We start from the raw sequence: 15,558 nt of genomic DNA on the forward strand, positions 1-15,558 counted from the left end.
CCATGAGCGTTGTCACCAACACGACCACGATCGGCGCGATCGACGCACCGAGCCGGCGCAACACCGAACTGATGATGATGGTCTTCGCCATCGCCATCTCGGTGTTCGCCTACGCCAACGTGGGCCTCGCCATCGATGGCTCGCTGCCTTCCGGCATGTTCGGATACAGCCTCGGCCTGATCCTGCTCGGCGGCGTGGCCCACCTCGTGGTGCGCAAGTTCGCCCCGTACGCGGACCCGCTGCTGCTGCCGCTCGCCACGCTGCTCAACGGGCTGGGGCTGGTGCTGATCTGGCGTCTGGACCAGTCGCAGAGGCTCATCCACCGTGCGGAGACTCTGTACGGGGCGTACGCCCCGGACGCCCCCAAGCAGCTGATGTACTCGGCGATCGGCGTCGCACTCATGGTCGGGGTGCTGGTAGTCCTCAAGGACCACCGCATCCTGCAGCGGTACACCTACATCTCGATGGTCGCGGCGCTGGTCCTGCTGGTCATGCCGATGTTCTTCCCCGCGGTGAACGGTGCGAAGATCTGGGTCAGCCTGGGGCCCTTCTCCATCCAGCCCGGTGAGTTCGCGAAGATCATCATCGCGGTCTTCTTCTCCGGCTACCTCATGGTGAAACGCGATGCCCTGGCCCTGGCCAGCCGCCGCTTCATGGGGATGTACCTGCCGCGCGGACGCGACCTTGGCCCGATCCTCGTCATCTGGGCGCTGTCGATCCTAATCCTGGTCTTCGAGACCGACCTCGGTACGTCCCTGCTGTTCTTCGGCCTCTTCGTGATCATGCTGTATGTCGCCACGGAGCGGACCAGCTGGATCGTCTTCGGGCTGCTGATGTCCGCGGTCGGCGCGGTGGGCGTCTCCACCTTCGAGTCCCATGTGCAGCAGCGTGTGGATGCCTGGATGGACCCGTTCGGCTGCTATGCGACGGACGGCGCGTGCGAACAGATCGGCAACGCCATCATGTCCTTCGGGTCCGGCGGCACCCTGGGCACCGGCTGGGGCCAGGGCCACTCCGACCTGATCGGCTTCGCAGCCAACGCCGACTTCATCCTCTCCACGGTCGGTGAGGAGCTCGGCCTCGCCGGAATGATGGCCGTCCTGCTGGTCTACGGCCTCATCGTCGAGCGCGGTGTCCGTACGGCACTCGCCGCCCGCGACCCCTTCGGCAAGCTCCTCGCGATCGGCCTCTCCGGCGCCTTCGCCATCCAGGTCTTCGTCGTCGCCGGCGGTGTCATGGGGCTCATCCCGCTGACGGGTATGACGATGCCGTTCCTCGCCGCCGGCGGGTCCTCCGTGATCGCCAACTGGGCCCTGATCGGAATCCTGATCCGGATCAGCGACACCGCCCGGCGCCCCGCCCCGGCTCCCGCCCCCTCCTCCGACGCCGAGATGACCCAGGTGGTCCGACCGTGAACAAGCCCCTGCGCCGGATCGCGATCTTCTGCGGCGTCCTCATCTTCGCCCTGCTCGCACGGACCAACTACCTCCAGTACGTGAAGGCCGACGAGCTCAACACCCGCGACGAGAACCGCCGCGTCCGCATCGAGCGGTACGCCCACGAGCGCGGCAACATCATCGTGGACGGCGGCACGGCCGTCACCGGGTCCGCCGAGACCAAGGGCAGCGACTTCAAGTACAAGCGGGTCTGGAAGGACGGCCCCCTGTGGGCGCCCGTCACCGGCTACTCCTCGCAGGCCTTCGGCGCCACCCAGCTCGAAAGCATCGAGGACGGCATCCTCACCGGCAACGACGACCAGCTCTTCTTCGACCGCACCATGTCGATGTTCACCGGTGACGAGAAGCAGGGCGGCAACGTCGTCACCACCCTGAACAGCGCCGCGCAGCGGGCCGCCTTCGAGCGGCTCGGCGACAAGAAGGGCGCCGTCGCCGCCCTCGATCCGCAGACCGGTGCCATCCTGGCGCTCGTCAGCACCCCCTCGTACGACCCCTCGACCTTCGCGGGCAACGACGCCGCCGACACCAAGGCCTGGCAGTCGCTGCTGAAGGACAAGGACAAGCCCATGCTCAACCGGGCCCTGCGCGAGACGTACCCGCCGGGCTCCACCTTCAAGGTCGTCACCGCGGCCGCCGCCCTGGAGAACGGGCTCTACACCGACATCGACGCGAAGACGAAGTCGCCGCTGCCCTGGCGGCTTCCGCTGACCACCGGCCAGCCGCTGGCCAACGAGGGCAACATCCCGTGCGAGAACGCCTCGCTCCGGGAGGCCCTGCGGATGTCCTGCAACACCGTCTTCGGCAAGATCAGCGATGACCTGGGCAACCAGAAGATGATCGACGAGGCCGACAAGTTCGGCTTCAACAAGGAGATCTTCACTCCGGTCCGCGCCGACGCGAGCATCTATCCCAAGGACAACCGGCCGCAGAACGCCATGGCGGGCATCGGCCAGGCGTCCAACCGTGCCACCCCGCTCCAGATGGCCATGGTGGCCGCCGCGGTCGCCAACGACGGCAAGCTGATGCAGCCGTACATGGTCGCCAAGCGTCAGTCGCCCGGCCTCGACGACATCTACACCCACGAGAAGGAGCAGCTCAGCCAGCCCCTCTCGGGTGAGAACGCCCAGAAGCTCCAGCAGATGATGGAGACCGTCGTCAACTCCGGCACGGGAACGAACGCCAAGATCAGCGGCGCCACGGTCGGCGGCAAGACGGGTACCGCCCAGCACGGTCTCAACAACAGCGAGAAGCCGTACGCCTGGTTCATCTCGTACGCGAAGACCGACAGCGGCTCCCCCGTGGCCGTTGCCGTGGTCGTCGAGGACGGCGACGCCAACCGGGACGACATCTCCGGTGGCGGCCTGGCCGCTCCCATCGCGAGGGCGGTCATGAAGGCAGTCATCGACAGCAAGAAGTGACACCGCTCACGCCCGAGCGCGTATCCGCCCCTGTGGATACCGGTCGGATATCAGGTATTGCCTGCGGGCTGATCAGGTAGTGCGCGGCCGGTAGCGTATGCGCGAACAGCACACCGCCGGACCGCACACCGGTGCGGTCAGGACTGACGGAGAGGGCTGGAACAGTTATGGAAGAGCCGCGTCGCCTCGGCGGCCGGTACGAGCTGGGCTCGGTGCTCGGCCGTGGTGGCATGGCCGAGGTCTACCTCGCTCACGACACCCGGCTCGGCCGCACCGTAGCTGTGAAGACGCTCCGGGCGGACCTCGCCCGCGACCCGTCCTTCCAGGCCCGGTTCCGCCGTGAGGCCCAGTCCGCCGCCTCGCTCAACCATCCGGCGATCGTCGCGGTCTACGACACCGGTGAGGACTACGTGGACGGGGTCTCGATCCCGTACATCGTCATGGAGTACGTCGACGGGTCGACGCTCAGGGAACTGCTCCACTCCGGTCGCAGGCTGCTGCCCGAGCGCACGCTCGAAATGACGGTCGGCATCCTCCAGGCGCTGGAGTACTCGCACCGCGCCCAGATCGTCCACCGCGACATCAAGCCGGCGAACGTCATGCTGACGCGCACCGGCCAGGTCAAGGTCATGGACTTCGGCATCGCCCGCGCCATGGGCGACTCCGGCATGACGATGACCCAGACCGCGGCCGTCATCGGCACCGCCCAGTACCTCTCCCCGGAGCAGGCCAAGGGCGAGCAGGTCGACGCACGCTCCGACCTCTACTCCACCGGCTGTCTGCTCTACGAGCTGCTGGCGGTCAGGCCGCCGTTCGTCGGGGACTCACCGGTCGCGGTGGCCTACCAGCACGTACGGGAAGAACCCCAGCCGCCCAGCAACTTCGACCCCGAGATCACGCCCGAGATGGACGCGATCGTGCTGAAGGCCCTCACCAAGGACCCCGACTACCGCTACCAGTCGGCCGACGAGATGCGTGCGGACATCGAGGCCTGCCTCGACGGTCAGCCGGTCGCGGCGACCGCGGCGATGGGCGCGGCCGGATACGGCGGCTACGGCGGTTACGACAACGACCAGCCCACCACCGCCCTGCGGCCCGCGGACCACGGCGGCGACCGCACGTCGATGCTCCCGCCGGTCAACCCGGACGACGGCGGCTACGGCTACGACGACCGCCCCGACCGCCGCCGGCAGAAGAAGGGCAACACCTCCACGATCCTGCTGGTCATCGCGGGAATCCTGGTGCTGATCGGCGCGATCCTCATCGGCAAGGCCGTCTTCGGCGGCGACGGTGACAGCGGCGACGGCACGTTCAAGGCGCCGAACATGATCGGTTCGACCGTCAAGGAAGCGCAGCTGCTCGCGGACAACACCAACACGGTCCTCAAGGTCGGTCCGAAGGAAGAGTGCGAGGAACAGCCCGCGGGCAAGATCTGCCGGCAGACGCCGACGAAGGACGCCATGGTGGCGGAGAACGACACCATCACGGTCTTCGTCTCCAGCGGCGCGCCGAAGGTCGAGGTGCCGGACGTCACGGAGAAGTCCGAGGACAACGCCCGGAAGCTCCTTGAGGAAAAGGGCTTCACCGTCACGGTCAACTCGGTCGAGTCCGGCGACGCCGAGCCGGGCACCGTCCTGGAGCAGACGCCGAAGGGCAACGCGAAGGCCGAGAAGAACTCCGAGGTGAAGCTCACGGTCGCGACCGAGAAGCTGCTCACCATGCCGCCGGTGACCGACCGCTCGTACGACGATGCGGTCGCCCAGCTCAACGGGATCGGCTTCACCAACATCGGCAAGACCGAAGTCGACAGCGAGAAGCCCGCAGGCGTGGTCGTCGGCCAGAACCCGGCGGCCAACGAGAAGGTGGGCAAGGACACCTCGATCATCCTCAAGGTGTCCAAGGGCCCGACGCAGCCCCCGACCGTCCCCGTCCCGGAGGTCAGGGGCGGGAAGGTGTCCGAGGCCAAGCAGAAGCTGGCCCAGGCGGGCTTCACGCAGATCAAGTTCGCCGACGGCAGCTCGCCGGACGACAACGCGACCGTCATCAACATGGACCCGCAGCCGAACACCCAGGGCGACCCGGCCACCACCGTCATCACGCTCACCACGGTGGGCGGAGGCGGGGGCGGTAACGGCGGCGGCCTCTTCGGCGGGGGCGACGGCCACTAGCGGTCGGCACGCCCCAGCCCACCAGCGGTCACGACACGGCACAGGGCCCCGGTCACCTCTGAGGTGACCGGGGCCCTGTGCTGTGTGCCGTGCGGGTCAGCGCAGCTCCGCCGGCTTCGTGCGGTCCCGATCGACCTTCTCCGTACGCACCAGCTCGCCCCAGACGATGTAGCGGTACTTCGACGTGAAGACCGGCGTGCACGTCGTCAGCGTGATGTAGCGGCCGGCCTTCTTGGCGCCCGAACCCTTCGGAACGGCCCGGAGCACGTCGACGTTGTACTTCGACGTCTCGGGCAGTTCGTTGAAGACCTTGTAGACGTACCAGGTGTCCTTGGTCTCGAAGACGATCGCGTCCCCGGTCCGCACCTTGTCGATGTTGTGGAACTTCGCCCCGTGACCGTCGCGGTGGGCGGCCAGGGTGAAGTTGCCCTGCTTGTCCGAAGGGAGCGCCGACTTCACCGGATCGGTGTAGTAACCGGCGATGCCGTCGTTGAGGCTCTCGGTGTCGGTGCCCTTCTTGACGAGCACCTCGCCGTTCCTCATCGACGGGACGTGCAGGAAGCCGATCCCGTCCTTGGTGTCCAGTGCTCCCGGTCCGCCGGCCCAGCGGTCGCGGATGGTGTGGCTCTGCTTGGTGGCCTCGCGGTCGGCGAGCACGTTCGTCCACCAGAGCGAGTAGACGACGAAAAGCCCGAGCACCAGGCCCGCGGTGATCAGGAGTTCACCGAAGACGCTGACGGCGGTCGCCACGGGATGACGGCCCCTTGGCCCCACCGGGGGCGCGGACTCACCGGTCAGCTCTTCGTCCTCGGTCGTCGCTGCCACCGCACCGTCCCTGTCGTGATGTCGTCCGGCCCGCTCAGTCCAGCAGCGCGTCGGGTTTGCCCTTGCTGCGCGGCCGTTCCTCGACCATCTTGCCCCAGACGATCAAACGGTACGTACTCGTGAATTCGGGCGTACAGGTCGTCAGTGTGATGTAGCGGCCGGGCTTCTTGAACCCCGACTGCGGCGGAACCGCACCGATGACCGACACGTTGGACGGCGAGGTCTGGGGAAGGGTGCTCGTCATCTCGTACGTGTAGTACGCGTCCTGCGTCTCGACCACGATCGGGTCGCCGGGGCGCAGCCGGTTGACGTAGCGGAACGGTTCGCCGTGCGTGTTCCGGTGACCGGCCAGGGCGAAGTTGCCCTGCTTGTCCGAGGGCATGGCCGTGCGGAGCGGTTCCTCGCCGTAGTGCCCGACCATTCCCCGGTCGAGGACCTTCTCCTTGCTGATGCCTTCCGCGATCGGTGTGACCACGTCCAGCTTGGGGATGTGGATGATCGCGAAACCCTGCCCCGGCGCGAACACACCGGGGTTGCGATTGCCCTTGGCCCAGTCGTCCTGGATCTTGTGCGTCTCCTTGCCGGCGATCTGGTCGGCACGCACGTTCGTCCACCACAGCTGGTACGTGACGAACAGCAGCATCAGTACACCCAGCGAGATGAACAGCTCGCCGACCACCCGGCTGACGACGACCGCGGGGCTGTCCTTGGCCGCCTTGGCCGCCCGTCGGGCCTCGACGCGCGACATCGGTTTCGGGGGTGCGGCGCCCACGCCTCCGGCCCCCGCCGGCGCCGCCTCCGCGGGCCCCTCGCCGCGCCTGCGGCCCCGGCCCTTGGCGGCACGGCGCCGCTCGGCCCGCCCGCCGGTGGGCGGGGCGGAAGAGCCCGGAGCGGAGGGATCCAGCGCATCGGCGTCCCCGCCCTCACGCTCCGGCCGCGGGCGGGGGGCCGTCACCGGCAGGACCGCCGTCACCGCCTGGTCGGCGACGGCCGTGTGCCGGGGCTCCGGCCTCCGCAGCGCGACCGTCTCGTCGTGGCGGACGGGCGGGGCGGGCGACGCGGGGACGGCCGAGGCGGGGGCGGGCGGAGTGGGCGCGGGCGGCACAGGCGCGGGCGACGCGTGCGCAGGCCCCTGGCGGCCGTACCAGTCCCGTTCATAGCCCGCGGGGTCGTACCACTCGCGCGGAGGCTCCTGGGCCTCCTGCGACCCCTGTGGCGGCCGCGCCGAAGCCGTCACGGCGTCCGGCTCGCTCGGCGCCCCCCCGTCCGCGGCCGCCTGCCCGGCAGGGCCGTTCTCCGTCCGGAACCACGGTGCCGCGTGACGCCCCGGCAGCGGGTCGTTCAGCGGGTCCGCCATATGGTCCACCGCCGCCTCGAACGCACCTGCGGCCTCGAACCCGCCCGGTTCGTGCGGGCCGTCCTGTCCGGCGTGGGATCCGTGGCGGGGTGGGGTCACGCGACGGCCTTGCCCACCACCGGCGCGAGTCCCGCCGACCTCTCGACGGCTCCGGTGTCACCGCACTGCGCCAGCCAGTTCGCCAGCATCAGATGGCCGTGCTCCGTGAGCACCGACTCCGGGTGGAACTGCACCCCTTCGACCGCCAGCTCGCGGTGGCGCAGCCCCATGATGATGCCGTCGGCCGTGCGCGCGGTGACCTCCAGCTCCTCGGGGACCGTGTCCGGCTCCGCGGCGAGCGAGTGGTAGCGGGTCGCGGTGAAGGGCGACGGCAGACCGGCGAAGACGCCCCTGCCCCCGTGGATCACCGGAGACGTCTTGCCGTGCAGCAGCTCGGGCGCGCGGTCCACCACGCCCCCGTACGCCACCGCCATCGACTGCATGCCCAGACAGACGCCGAAGACCGGGACACCGGTCGCCGCGCAGTGCCGCACCATGTCGATGCAGACGCCCGCGTGCTCGGGGGTGCCGGGCCCCGGCGAGAGCAGGACGCCGTCGAAGCCGTCCTGGGCGTGGGCCGTGGTCACCTCGTCGTTGCGGAGCACCTCGCACTCGGCGCCCAGCTGGTAGAGGTACTGGACGAGGTTGAAGACGAAGCTGTCGTAGTTGTCGACGACCAGGATGCGGGCGCTCATCGGCCGGCCCCCATCGCGTTCGTACCGTCCACCGTCACGTCGCCGAACGGAAGCAGCGGCTCCGCCCACGGGAAGACGTACTGGAACAGGACGTAGACGACCGCCAGGGCGAGCACGAGCGAAATGACCCCGCGCACCCACGCGTTGCCCGGCAGATGCCGCCAGATCCAGCCGTACATGCTGACCCCTTCATTCGGTACGGGACCAGACTAAAGGGCCGGGGCATTGCCGTGGGTCAGCCGGGGAAAGCGACCGGGGCATCGCCAGGGCCGCCGGGAAAGCCGGCGGGGCGCGGCCGTGATCCGCCCGGGGAGGGCGCACCGCGGAAGCCGGGCGGCTCAGCGGGGGAAAGCCGCCGGCCTGCCGGCGGTGACGGGCTGGGTCGCGTCCAGGTGCGCCCAGGCGATCAGCCGGTGGCTGCTGCCCCACTCGGGCTCGCAGGTGGTCAGCGTCAGATAGCGGCCGGGCCCGTCGAAGCCCGACTTGCGGGGAACCGGGTCGATGACGCCCACGTCGCCCGGCACGGTGCGGTAGGGCTTCTTTTCGATGCGGTACGTGAACCACGTCGTCCCGTCGGTGAGCAGCACCGCGTCACCGGGGCGCAGCTTCGGGAAGTCCTTGAACGGATCGCCGTAGGTGCGACGGTGTCCGGCCACCGCGAAGTTGCCTGTCGCCCCCGCCGCCGCGGTGCCCCGGTAGTGCCCGAGACCCTTCTGCAGGGTCTTGACCTCCGTGTTCTCCAGGACCGGCCACTCCCAGCCCTTTCCGAAACGGGGGATGTAGAGCATCGCGAACGGCTTCCCGTCGCGGTAGGCCCGGGGTGCGGCGGGCGGGGCCGTCGGCTTCGGGGTCCCTCCGGATCCCTGCGGTGCGGGCGCGGCCACCGCCCCCCGGGCCCACCGGCTCTGCAGGTCGTCGATCTGTCCCTCGGTCGCGCCCGCGGCCTTCACTCCGGTCCAGAACAAGACATAGACCACGAAGAGGATGATCAGGGCTCCGACGGTGATGCACAGCTCGCTGAACGTCCTGACGATCAGTCGCACCGACACCGGTCGGCCTCCCCGCAGCTGCTCGCTACTTCACCGGCTCCGCATAGTGGAGATCCACTGTGCCCGAGTAGCCGGGAAGAGTCACCGCCCCGTGCTCGTCGACTTTCCAGCCGAGCCCGTACGCCTTCACGTACAGCAGGTAGTTCTGGATCGCCGGGGAGGCGTCGAGCGCCCGCTGCAGCTTTCCGGGATCGCCGACGGCGGTGATCTTGTACGGCGGCGAGTAGACCCGGCCCTGGAGGATCAGCGTGTTGCCGACGCAGCGCACCGCACTGGTGGAGATCAGCCGCTGGTCCATGACCTTGATCCCGCGGGCGCCGCCCTGCCAGAGGGCGTTGACGACGGCCTGGAGGTCCTGCTGGTGGATGACGAGGTCGTTGGGCTGCGGGTCGGGGTAGCCGGGGCTCGCGGTGGCGTTCGGCGGGGCGTCGTCGAGGGTGACGGAGACGGCACGGCCGGAGAGCTTCGCCGTACCGGCGGCGCGCTCCAGCGCCTGGAGCCTCGCGTCCTCCGCCTTCGTGCTGCCGTCGTCGCGCTGGGCGAGGGTGTCGATGTCCTCGCGCACGGAGGCGGCGGACTCGTCGAGGCCGGCATTCTTCTCGCTGCGCTGCTGAATGAGATCGGACAGCTTCAGCAGGGAGGAGTCCGTACGGATATTGGTGCCCTTGGCGGTATTGGCGCTGGTGACGAAGATGAGACCGGCCAGGGCGAAAACGGCAGCCGTGAGCACTTTGGCCGGATGCCGGAAGGTGCGCCGGACCGGGCCTGGGGGAGAGTCGGCAGAATTGCTCAACGTACCCTTATCTCCTTCGGCGCCACGGAAGCACTACGCTAACGGACGCCCCGGGGAGGCAGCATTCCCCCTCGCGCCCAGCCCCGGCGCCAGCCACAGTTCCCTGCGCGGTCACGCAGCGCATCGACAGGAGAGTCCCTCGTGCCGAAGTCACGTATCCGCAAGAAGGCCGACTTCACGCCCCCTCCGGCGAAGCAGGCAACCAACATAAAGCTGACCAACCGCAGTTGGGTGGCGCCGGTGATGCTGGCGCTGTTCCTGATCGGTCTGGCCTGGATCGTCGTTTTCTACGTGACCGACGGCGATCTGCCGATCGATTCGCTGGGGAACTGGAACATCGTCGTCGGCTTCGGCTTCATTGCCGGTGGCTTCGGCGTCTCGACCCAGTGGAAGTAGCTCCCCGAGCCACGTAGGACCACAGCGGGCGCACGTTCCGCAACCCCTGCCCTGAGTTACCCACAGCGTTATCCACAGGCGGGGGAAAAGGTCAGACGATCTGTGGATAACTCCTCGGCGGTTGACGCCGATGTGACTGCAGCCACCCCTCTCCGCGGGCGGCACGCCCCTTGTCCTGACTGGAAAAACCCAGCTCAGCGGCAAGGGGCACAGTTGTACCCACGAAATGCACAAGATCGGGTACACGCTGTGGACAACTTCGATCACAAACGGTCCATACCGGACTGACGGAGGTGCATGGCCTCCCCTTTACGTCAGCGAGGCCGTTCTGGCGAGGACGATCAGGACCACCACCGCCAGGACGGCGGCGCAGGTGCCGTACTGCACGAGATTCCGCCGCTCGCGCGGGGCGTGCACCATGCCTATCCCGATCAGCGCACCCGCGACCAGGCCGCCGACATGCGCCTGCCAGGCGATTCCGCCCCAGGGGTTGAAGGTGATGACCAGGTTGAGCGCCAGGATCGTGAAGACCGGACGCATGTCGTAGTTCAGTCGGCGCATCACCACCACGGTGGCGCCCAGCAGGCCGAAGATCGCTCCCGAAGCGCCCAGCGAAGGCTGGTTCGGCGCCGCGAGCCAGTAGGTCAGAGCGCCGCCCGCCAGGCCGGACAGCAGATAGAGCGCGAGATAGCGGACACGGCCGAGCGCCGCCTCCAGCGGACCGCCGAGCCACCACAGCCCCAGCATGTTGAAGGCGAAGTGCCACACCGCCTCGTGCAGGAACATCGAGGTCACCAGCCGGTACCACTGGCCTTCGGCGACACCCTCGGGCGGCCCGCCGTAGTAGAAGTTGGCTCTGCCCAGCAGTGTCAGATGGTCGATCAGCGCGCTGTCGGCCAGCACCGCCAGGAACACCGCGGCGTTGATCCCCAGCAGGATCTTGGTGACCAGCCGGGGGTCCGCCGCGATGGTGCCGCCGGCGAGAGTCCGCGGCCGGGCGGCGGCCGGGTGGTGCCCCGTACCCGACGCCTGGCGCACGCAGTCCGGGCACTGGAAGCCGACCGAGGCGCTGACCATGCAGTCGGTGCAGATCGGCCGGTCGCAGCGGGTGCAGCGGATCGCCGTCTCCCGGCCCGGGTGGCGGTAACAGTTCACCGGACCGTCGACGGACGAGGTCGGGTCCTGGCCGCCCGGCGGCTGCTGGTCCATCGGTCCCATCGCTTCCCGGTCTCCTCGGTCCTCGTCGCGGCCGCAGCGCGCGAGGTCCCGCCCCGCGCATCCGCTCTCCTATGAAGTACGGACAGACGGGGCGGTTCGTTCCCGGAAACCGGAACGGAGAGTGAGCTGGTCCCTACAACCTGCGATCAGCGCTTCTCGATGACGACCGATTCGATGACCACGTCCTGCACGGGTCGGTCCGTGCGGCCGTTGGTCGGGGTGGCCGCGATGGCGTCCACCACCTTCTGGCTCGCCCCGTCGACCACCTCACCGAAGATGGTGTGTTTGCCGGTCAGCCAGGCGGTGGGCGACACCGTCACGAAGAACTGCGAGCCGTTGGTGCCCGGACCGGCGTTGGCCATCGCCAGCAGGTACGGCTTGGTGAAGGCGAGGTCGGGGTGGAACTCGTCACCGAACTCGTAGCCCGGGCCACCGGTGCCGTTTCCCAGCGGGTCGCCGCCCTGGATCATGAAGCCGCTGATGACCCGGTGGAAGACGGTGCCGTCGTACAGCCGGTCCGTGGTCCTGGCCCCGGTCGCGGGGTGGGTCCACTCGCGCTCACCGGTGGCGAGCTCGACGAAGTTCTTCACCGTTTTGGGCGCGTGGTTCGGCAGGAGCCGGATCTCGATGTCGCCCTGATTGGTCTTCAAGGTGGCGTAAAGCTGCTCGGCCACGGTCTGCCTTCCGTAAGTCTGATCTGACGTCAGGCCGATCCTCGCACGGCCCACCCCGCCCGGCGCCCGGCCCGGCTGCGCCGCACACAGCCCTTGCACCGTTTCACCTCTTCACGCGCCGCCCGCCTGCGGTTTCACGGCCCAACGGACGGAATCGGCGCGGGACACACGCGGCCGAATGCGTGCCGAACCGGCGCGCGGCGGACCGAACCATGGCATTCTCGTCGGCAGGCTCCCCTTGCACCTGCTTGTCCCGGGGCATCCCTGATGGCCTGAATGACCCGGATGCCCGCCCCGCGTGCCGCAAAGGTCCCCTGCAGGCATGATCTCGAACTGGGTGGAAAGGCGGAGTATCTACCCGCCACCAAGGAGGAGGATCCCGTGACCCGCATCGACAGCGTGCGCGCCGCAACCGACTCGGCGAGGGACAGCGTGCAGCACGCCGCGGTAGTGGTGGCGCCCTACGCCGACTCGGCCAAGGAACAGGCCGTTCACTATGCGCACGAGGCTCGCACACTGCTCGCACCGAAGGTGTCGAAAGCAGCCCAGCAGGCCCGAGTCCAGTACGACGCGCACCTCGCACCACGCATCGAACTCGCCCGCGCCCACGTGCCCCCGAAGGTCGACGAGGCCGCGCAGCGCGCCGCGCAGCGCAGCCGGCAGGCCGCCCGGAGCGCGGCGGACTACACCGTCCCCCGCGTCGGCCACGCCATCGCCGCGGCCCAGCCCGTCGCCGAGGAGGCCACGGCCCGCAGCGCGGCCGCACTGGCCGCTCTGCGCGGACAGGTCACGGCGAAGGAGATCAGGAAGCTGGCCCGGAAGCACGAGCGGCGGGCCAAGTGCGGCCGGGCGTTCAAGGGGCTCGCCGTGGCCGGCGTCCTGGCGGGCGGCGCCTATGCCGTCTGGCGGTGGTGGGACAAGCAGGCCAACCCCGACTGGCTGGTCGAGCCCCCCGCCCCCACCGAGGTGGACGACCGCGATCCGCTGGCCTCGGTCGACGGCAGCGACCCGTCCGTCCTGGACCCCGAGGTCCAGGCCAAGCAGTCCGACGCGGAGGCGGAGGACCTCCTGGACGGCCAGGACCCGGACGAACGCCCCTGACGCCGGAGCGCACAAGAACAAAAAAAGACCCCCTGACCTGCGAAAACGCCGGCCAGGGGGTCTTTTGCGCGTGGAGCCTAGGAGATTCGAACTCCTGACATCTGCCTTGCAAAGGCAGCGCTCTACCAACTGAGCTAAGGCCCCGAAAAGGAAGCAGCACCCGACGTCCGACGTCGTGGGCCACCGCCGCAGACCAGAGTACCGGGTGACCCCCTGAAACCTCCAAAAAGATAGGGACTCCCGGTGGACAACCACTCTCCGTAAGATGCACGTCGAGGTTCGCAGCAGCGAAGCCGCAGCGAAGGGGAGACGCCATGGATGCAGCGCAGCAAGAGGCAACGGCCAGAGCCAGGGATCTTCAGCGCAGCTGGTACGGGGAGCCGCTCGGCGCGCTCTTCCGACGGCTGATAGACGACCTGGGCCTGAATCAGGCCCGGCTCGCCGCGGTGCTCGGGCTGTCCGCCCCCATGCTCTCCCAGCTCATGAGCGGTCAGCGGGCGAAGATCGGCAACCCGGCGGTCGTCCAGCGCGTCCAGGCTCTCCAGGAACTCGCCAGCCAGGTGGCGGACGGCAGCATCAGCGCGGGAGAGGCCACCGACCGCATGGAAGAGATCAAGAAGTCGCAGGGCGGCTCCGTGCTCACCGGCACCGGTCAGACCACGACGACCGGGGGCGCCCCCACCGTGCGCCGCGTGGTCCGCGAGATCCAGTCGCTGCTGCGGTCCGTCGCGGCGGCCGGTGAGATCATCGATGCCGCCGACTCCCTCGCCCCGGCCCACCCGGAACTGGCAGAGTTCCTCAGGGTGTACGGCGCAGGGCGCACCTCGGACGCGGTGGCGCACTACGAGGGCCACCAGAGCTAGAGCAGACAGACCGGGCACCCGCCCGGCAACCGGAGCATCCGGGTCCGGGCGCGGGCAGAGCCACGGAACAGGCACAGCCACACGTACGGGCCGAGACAGGGACGGGGAGCGGGCGCAGCGCAATGGGTGAGGTCTTCGCTGGTCGGTACGAGCTGATCGATCCGATCGGACGGGGTGGGGTCGGCGCCGTCTGGCGTGCCTGGGACCACCGGCGCCGCCGCTACGTGGCGGCCAAGGTCCTCCAGCAGAGCGACGCGCACACGCTGCTGCGCTTCGTGCGCGAGCAGGCGCTGCGGATCGAGCACCCGCACGTGCTGGCCCCGGCGAGCTGGGCGGCGGACGACGACAAGGTCCTTTTCACCATGGACCTGGTCAGCGGCGGTTCGCTGGCCCATGTCATCGGCGACTACGGCCCGTTGCCGCCGCGATTCGTCTGCACGCTGCTCGACCAGTTGCTGTCGGGTCTCTCGACGGTGCACGCCGAGGGGGTCGTGCACCGGGACATCAAGCCCGCCAACATCCTGATGGAGGCCACCGGCACCGGCCGGCCGCATCTGCGGCTCTCCGACTTCGGGATCTCCATGCGCAAGGGCGAGCCCCGCCTCACCGAGACGAACTACGTGGTGGGGACGCCGGGTTACTTCGCGCCCGAGCAAATGAGGGGAGCCGAGCCGGACTTCCCCGCGGACCTCTTCGCCGTCGGTCTCGTCGCCCTGTATCTGCTCCAGGGCCAGAAGCCCGACTCCCAGGCGCTCGTCGAGCACTTCACCTCCTACGGGACGCCCAGCGCCCCGCAAGGCATCCCCGAGCCGCTGTGGCAGGTCCTCGCTGGGCTGCTGCAGCCGGACCCGCAGGCCCGCTTCCGTACGGCCACGGGTGCGCGCAAGGCCCTGACGGCCGCGGCGGAGATGCTCCCCGAGCCCGGGAGCGACGACGAGCCGGTGGAGGTCTTCGACCAGATCGGCCCGCTGCCCGCCGGCTTCGGCCCCGACGGCCCCGTACAGAAGGCGCAGGCCGCGCAGAACGCACAGACCACGCACGCGCCCCAGCCCACCGGACAGCAGCCCTCCACAGGTCAGCAGGCCACGGGGGGCCAGCCGTACGCGCCGCCCCCGGCCACCATGTCGGAGACGGGCAGCTTCCACCTCCCGCCGCCTCCGCAGCCCGCCGCACCCGCCCCCGCCCCCGCCTCCCAGGCCGCGCATCCCCTCGCCCCGCACCCGGCGACCCACACGGCGGCTCCCTTCCCCGCCGCCGTACCGGACCCCTCACAGGCCCCCACCTCCGCGGTGCAGCACGAGCACCCGCCCACCCGCGCCTACACGGCCCAGCACCCGCAGGCACCGGTGGCGGCGTCCCCCGGGCCGTCGCCCGCCCCGGCGGTGGCCGCGAACGCCCCGCGAACGCGTCCGGGACCGCCCCCGAAGGTGGCGGTCCCGGTGCTGCTGGTGGCGCTGATCTGCTTCGCCGTGGGCATCTGGGCGCTGACCCAGGCCTGAGTGGGG

The 15,558-nt window shown here is 69.4% G+C and carries 15 protein-coding genes and 1 tRNA gene; 7 read left to right on the forward strand and 9 right to left on the reverse strand.

Annotated features, from left to right (window positions below; all coding sequences use genetic code 11):
* Window positions 1-2: 2 nt before the first annotated feature.
* The 3 genes from E6R60_RS13455 to pknB all read left to right on the forward strand — a co-directional run bounded on the left by E6R60_RS13455 (window position 3) and on the right by pknB (window position 5,043).
* On the forward strand, window positions 3-1,415 hold the full coding sequence (locus E6R60_RS13455) for an FtsW/RodA/SpoVE family cell cycle protein (protein WP_136326724.1): 1,413 nt from the start codon (window positions 3-5) through the stop codon (window positions 1,413-1,415).
* Complete coding sequence (locus tag E6R60_RS13460) at window positions 1,412-2,875, forward strand: penicillin-binding transpeptidase domain-containing protein (protein ID WP_136326725.1); 1,464 nt, start codon at window positions 1,412-1,414, stop codon at window positions 2,873-2,875. The genes E6R60_RS13455 and E6R60_RS13460 overlap by 4 nt, the downstream gene beginning before the upstream one ends.
* A 167-nt stretch (window positions 2,876-3,042) precedes the next feature.
* Window positions 3,043-5,043, forward strand: a complete 2,001-nt coding sequence (gene pknB, locus E6R60_RS13465; RefSeq protein WP_136326726.1) for a Stk1 family PASTA domain-containing Ser/Thr kinase — start codon at window positions 3,043-3,045, stop codon at window positions 5,041-5,043.
* A 96-nt stretch (window positions 5,044-5,139) separates the two neighbouring features.
* On the opposite strand, the gene E6R60_RS13470 is transcribed toward pknB, so the two are convergent.
* The 6 genes from E6R60_RS13470 to E6R60_RS13495 form a co-directional block, all read right to left on the reverse strand.
* Window positions 5,140-5,868, reverse strand: a complete 729-nt coding sequence (locus E6R60_RS13470) for a class E sortase (protein ID WP_136326727.1) — start codon at window positions 5,866-5,868, stop codon at window positions 5,140-5,142.
* Between the two features lie 34 nt (window positions 5,869-5,902).
* On the reverse strand, window positions 5,903-7,324 hold the full coding sequence (locus tag E6R60_RS13475) for a class E sortase (protein WP_136326728.1): 1,422 nt from the start codon (window positions 7,322-7,324) through the stop codon (window positions 5,903-5,905).
* A complete protein-coding gene (locus E6R60_RS13480; RefSeq protein ID WP_136326729.1) occupies window positions 7,321-7,959 on the reverse strand; it encodes an aminodeoxychorismate/anthranilate synthase component II in 639 nt (212 codons plus the stop codon). Before E6R60_RS13480 ends, E6R60_RS13475 begins: the two co-directional genes overlap by 4 nt.
* The gene (locus tag E6R60_RS13485) at window positions 7,956-8,138 is read right to left on the reverse strand and encodes a hypothetical protein (RefSeq protein ID WP_136326730.1); all 183 of its coding nucleotides are present in this window, start codon (window positions 8,136-8,138) and stop codon (window positions 7,956-7,958) included. The genes E6R60_RS13480 and E6R60_RS13485 overlap by 4 nt, the downstream gene beginning before the upstream one ends.
* 159 nt (window positions 8,139-8,297) lie before the next feature.
* Entirely contained in the window at window positions 8,298-9,008 is a 711-nt protein-coding gene (locus E6R60_RS13490; RefSeq protein ID WP_136326731.1) for a class E sortase, read from the reverse strand.
* Between the two features lie 25 nt (window positions 9,009-9,033).
* Window positions 9,034-9,801 (reverse strand): DUF881 domain-containing protein, encoded by a 768-nt coding sequence (locus E6R60_RS13495; RefSeq protein WP_206309405.1) that lies wholly within the window; start codon window positions 9,799-9,801, stop codon window positions 9,034-9,036.
* Window positions 9,802-9,942: 141 nt separating this feature from the next.
* Here E6R60_RS13495 and crgA point away from each other — a divergent pair, with 141 nt between their 5' ends.
* Window positions 9,943-10,197 (forward strand): cell division protein CrgA, encoded by a 255-nt coding sequence (gene crgA / locus E6R60_RS13500; RefSeq protein ID WP_136326732.1) that lies wholly within the window; start codon window positions 9,943-9,945, stop codon window positions 10,195-10,197.
* Between the two features lie 309 nt (window positions 10,198-10,506).
* Here crgA and E6R60_RS13505 read toward each other — a convergent pair whose 3' ends face one another.
* Window positions 10,507-11,406: a rhomboid family intramembrane serine protease gene (locus E6R60_RS13505; RefSeq protein WP_136326802.1), complete on the reverse strand. Its 900-nt coding sequence runs from the start codon at window positions 11,404-11,406 to the stop codon at window positions 10,507-10,509.
* A gap of 155 nt (window positions 11,407-11,561) precedes the next feature.
* Window positions 11,562-12,089, reverse strand: coding sequence for a peptidylprolyl isomerase (locus E6R60_RS13510; protein WP_136326733.1), 528 nt, complete (start codon window positions 12,087-12,089; stop codon window positions 11,562-11,564).
* Between the two features lie 381 nt (window positions 12,090-12,470).
* Between E6R60_RS13510 and E6R60_RS13515 the strand changes: the two genes are divergently transcribed.
* Window positions 12,471-13,190 (forward strand): DUF5324 family protein, encoded by a 720-nt coding sequence (locus tag E6R60_RS13515; RefSeq protein ID WP_136326734.1) that lies wholly within the window; start codon window positions 12,471-12,473, stop codon window positions 13,188-13,190.
* Window positions 13,191-13,261: 71 nt separating this feature from the next.
* Here the strand turns inward: E6R60_RS13515 and E6R60_RS13520 are convergent.
* Window positions 13,262-13,334 (reverse strand) — tRNA-Ala (locus tag E6R60_RS13520).
* Window positions 13,335-13,504: 170 nt separating this feature from the next.
* Between E6R60_RS13520 and E6R60_RS13525 the strand changes: the two genes are divergently transcribed.
* Window positions 13,505-14,053 (forward strand): DNA-binding protein, encoded by a 549-nt coding sequence (locus E6R60_RS13525; protein WP_136326735.1) that lies wholly within the window; start codon window positions 13,505-13,507, stop codon window positions 14,051-14,053.
* Between the two features lie 122 nt (window positions 14,054-14,175).
* Complete coding sequence (locus E6R60_RS13530) at window positions 14,176-15,552, forward strand: serine/threonine-protein kinase (RefSeq protein ID WP_136326736.1); 1,377 nt, start codon at window positions 14,176-14,178, stop codon at window positions 15,550-15,552.
* The last annotated feature ends 6 nt before the right edge of the window (window positions 15,553-15,558 follow it).

Origin of the sequence: Streptomyces sp. A0642, assembly GCF_004795105.1 — a bacterium.
In the GTDB taxonomy this organism is placed as follows: domain Bacteria; phylum Actinomycetota; class Actinomycetes; order Streptomycetales; family Streptomycetaceae; genus Streptomyces.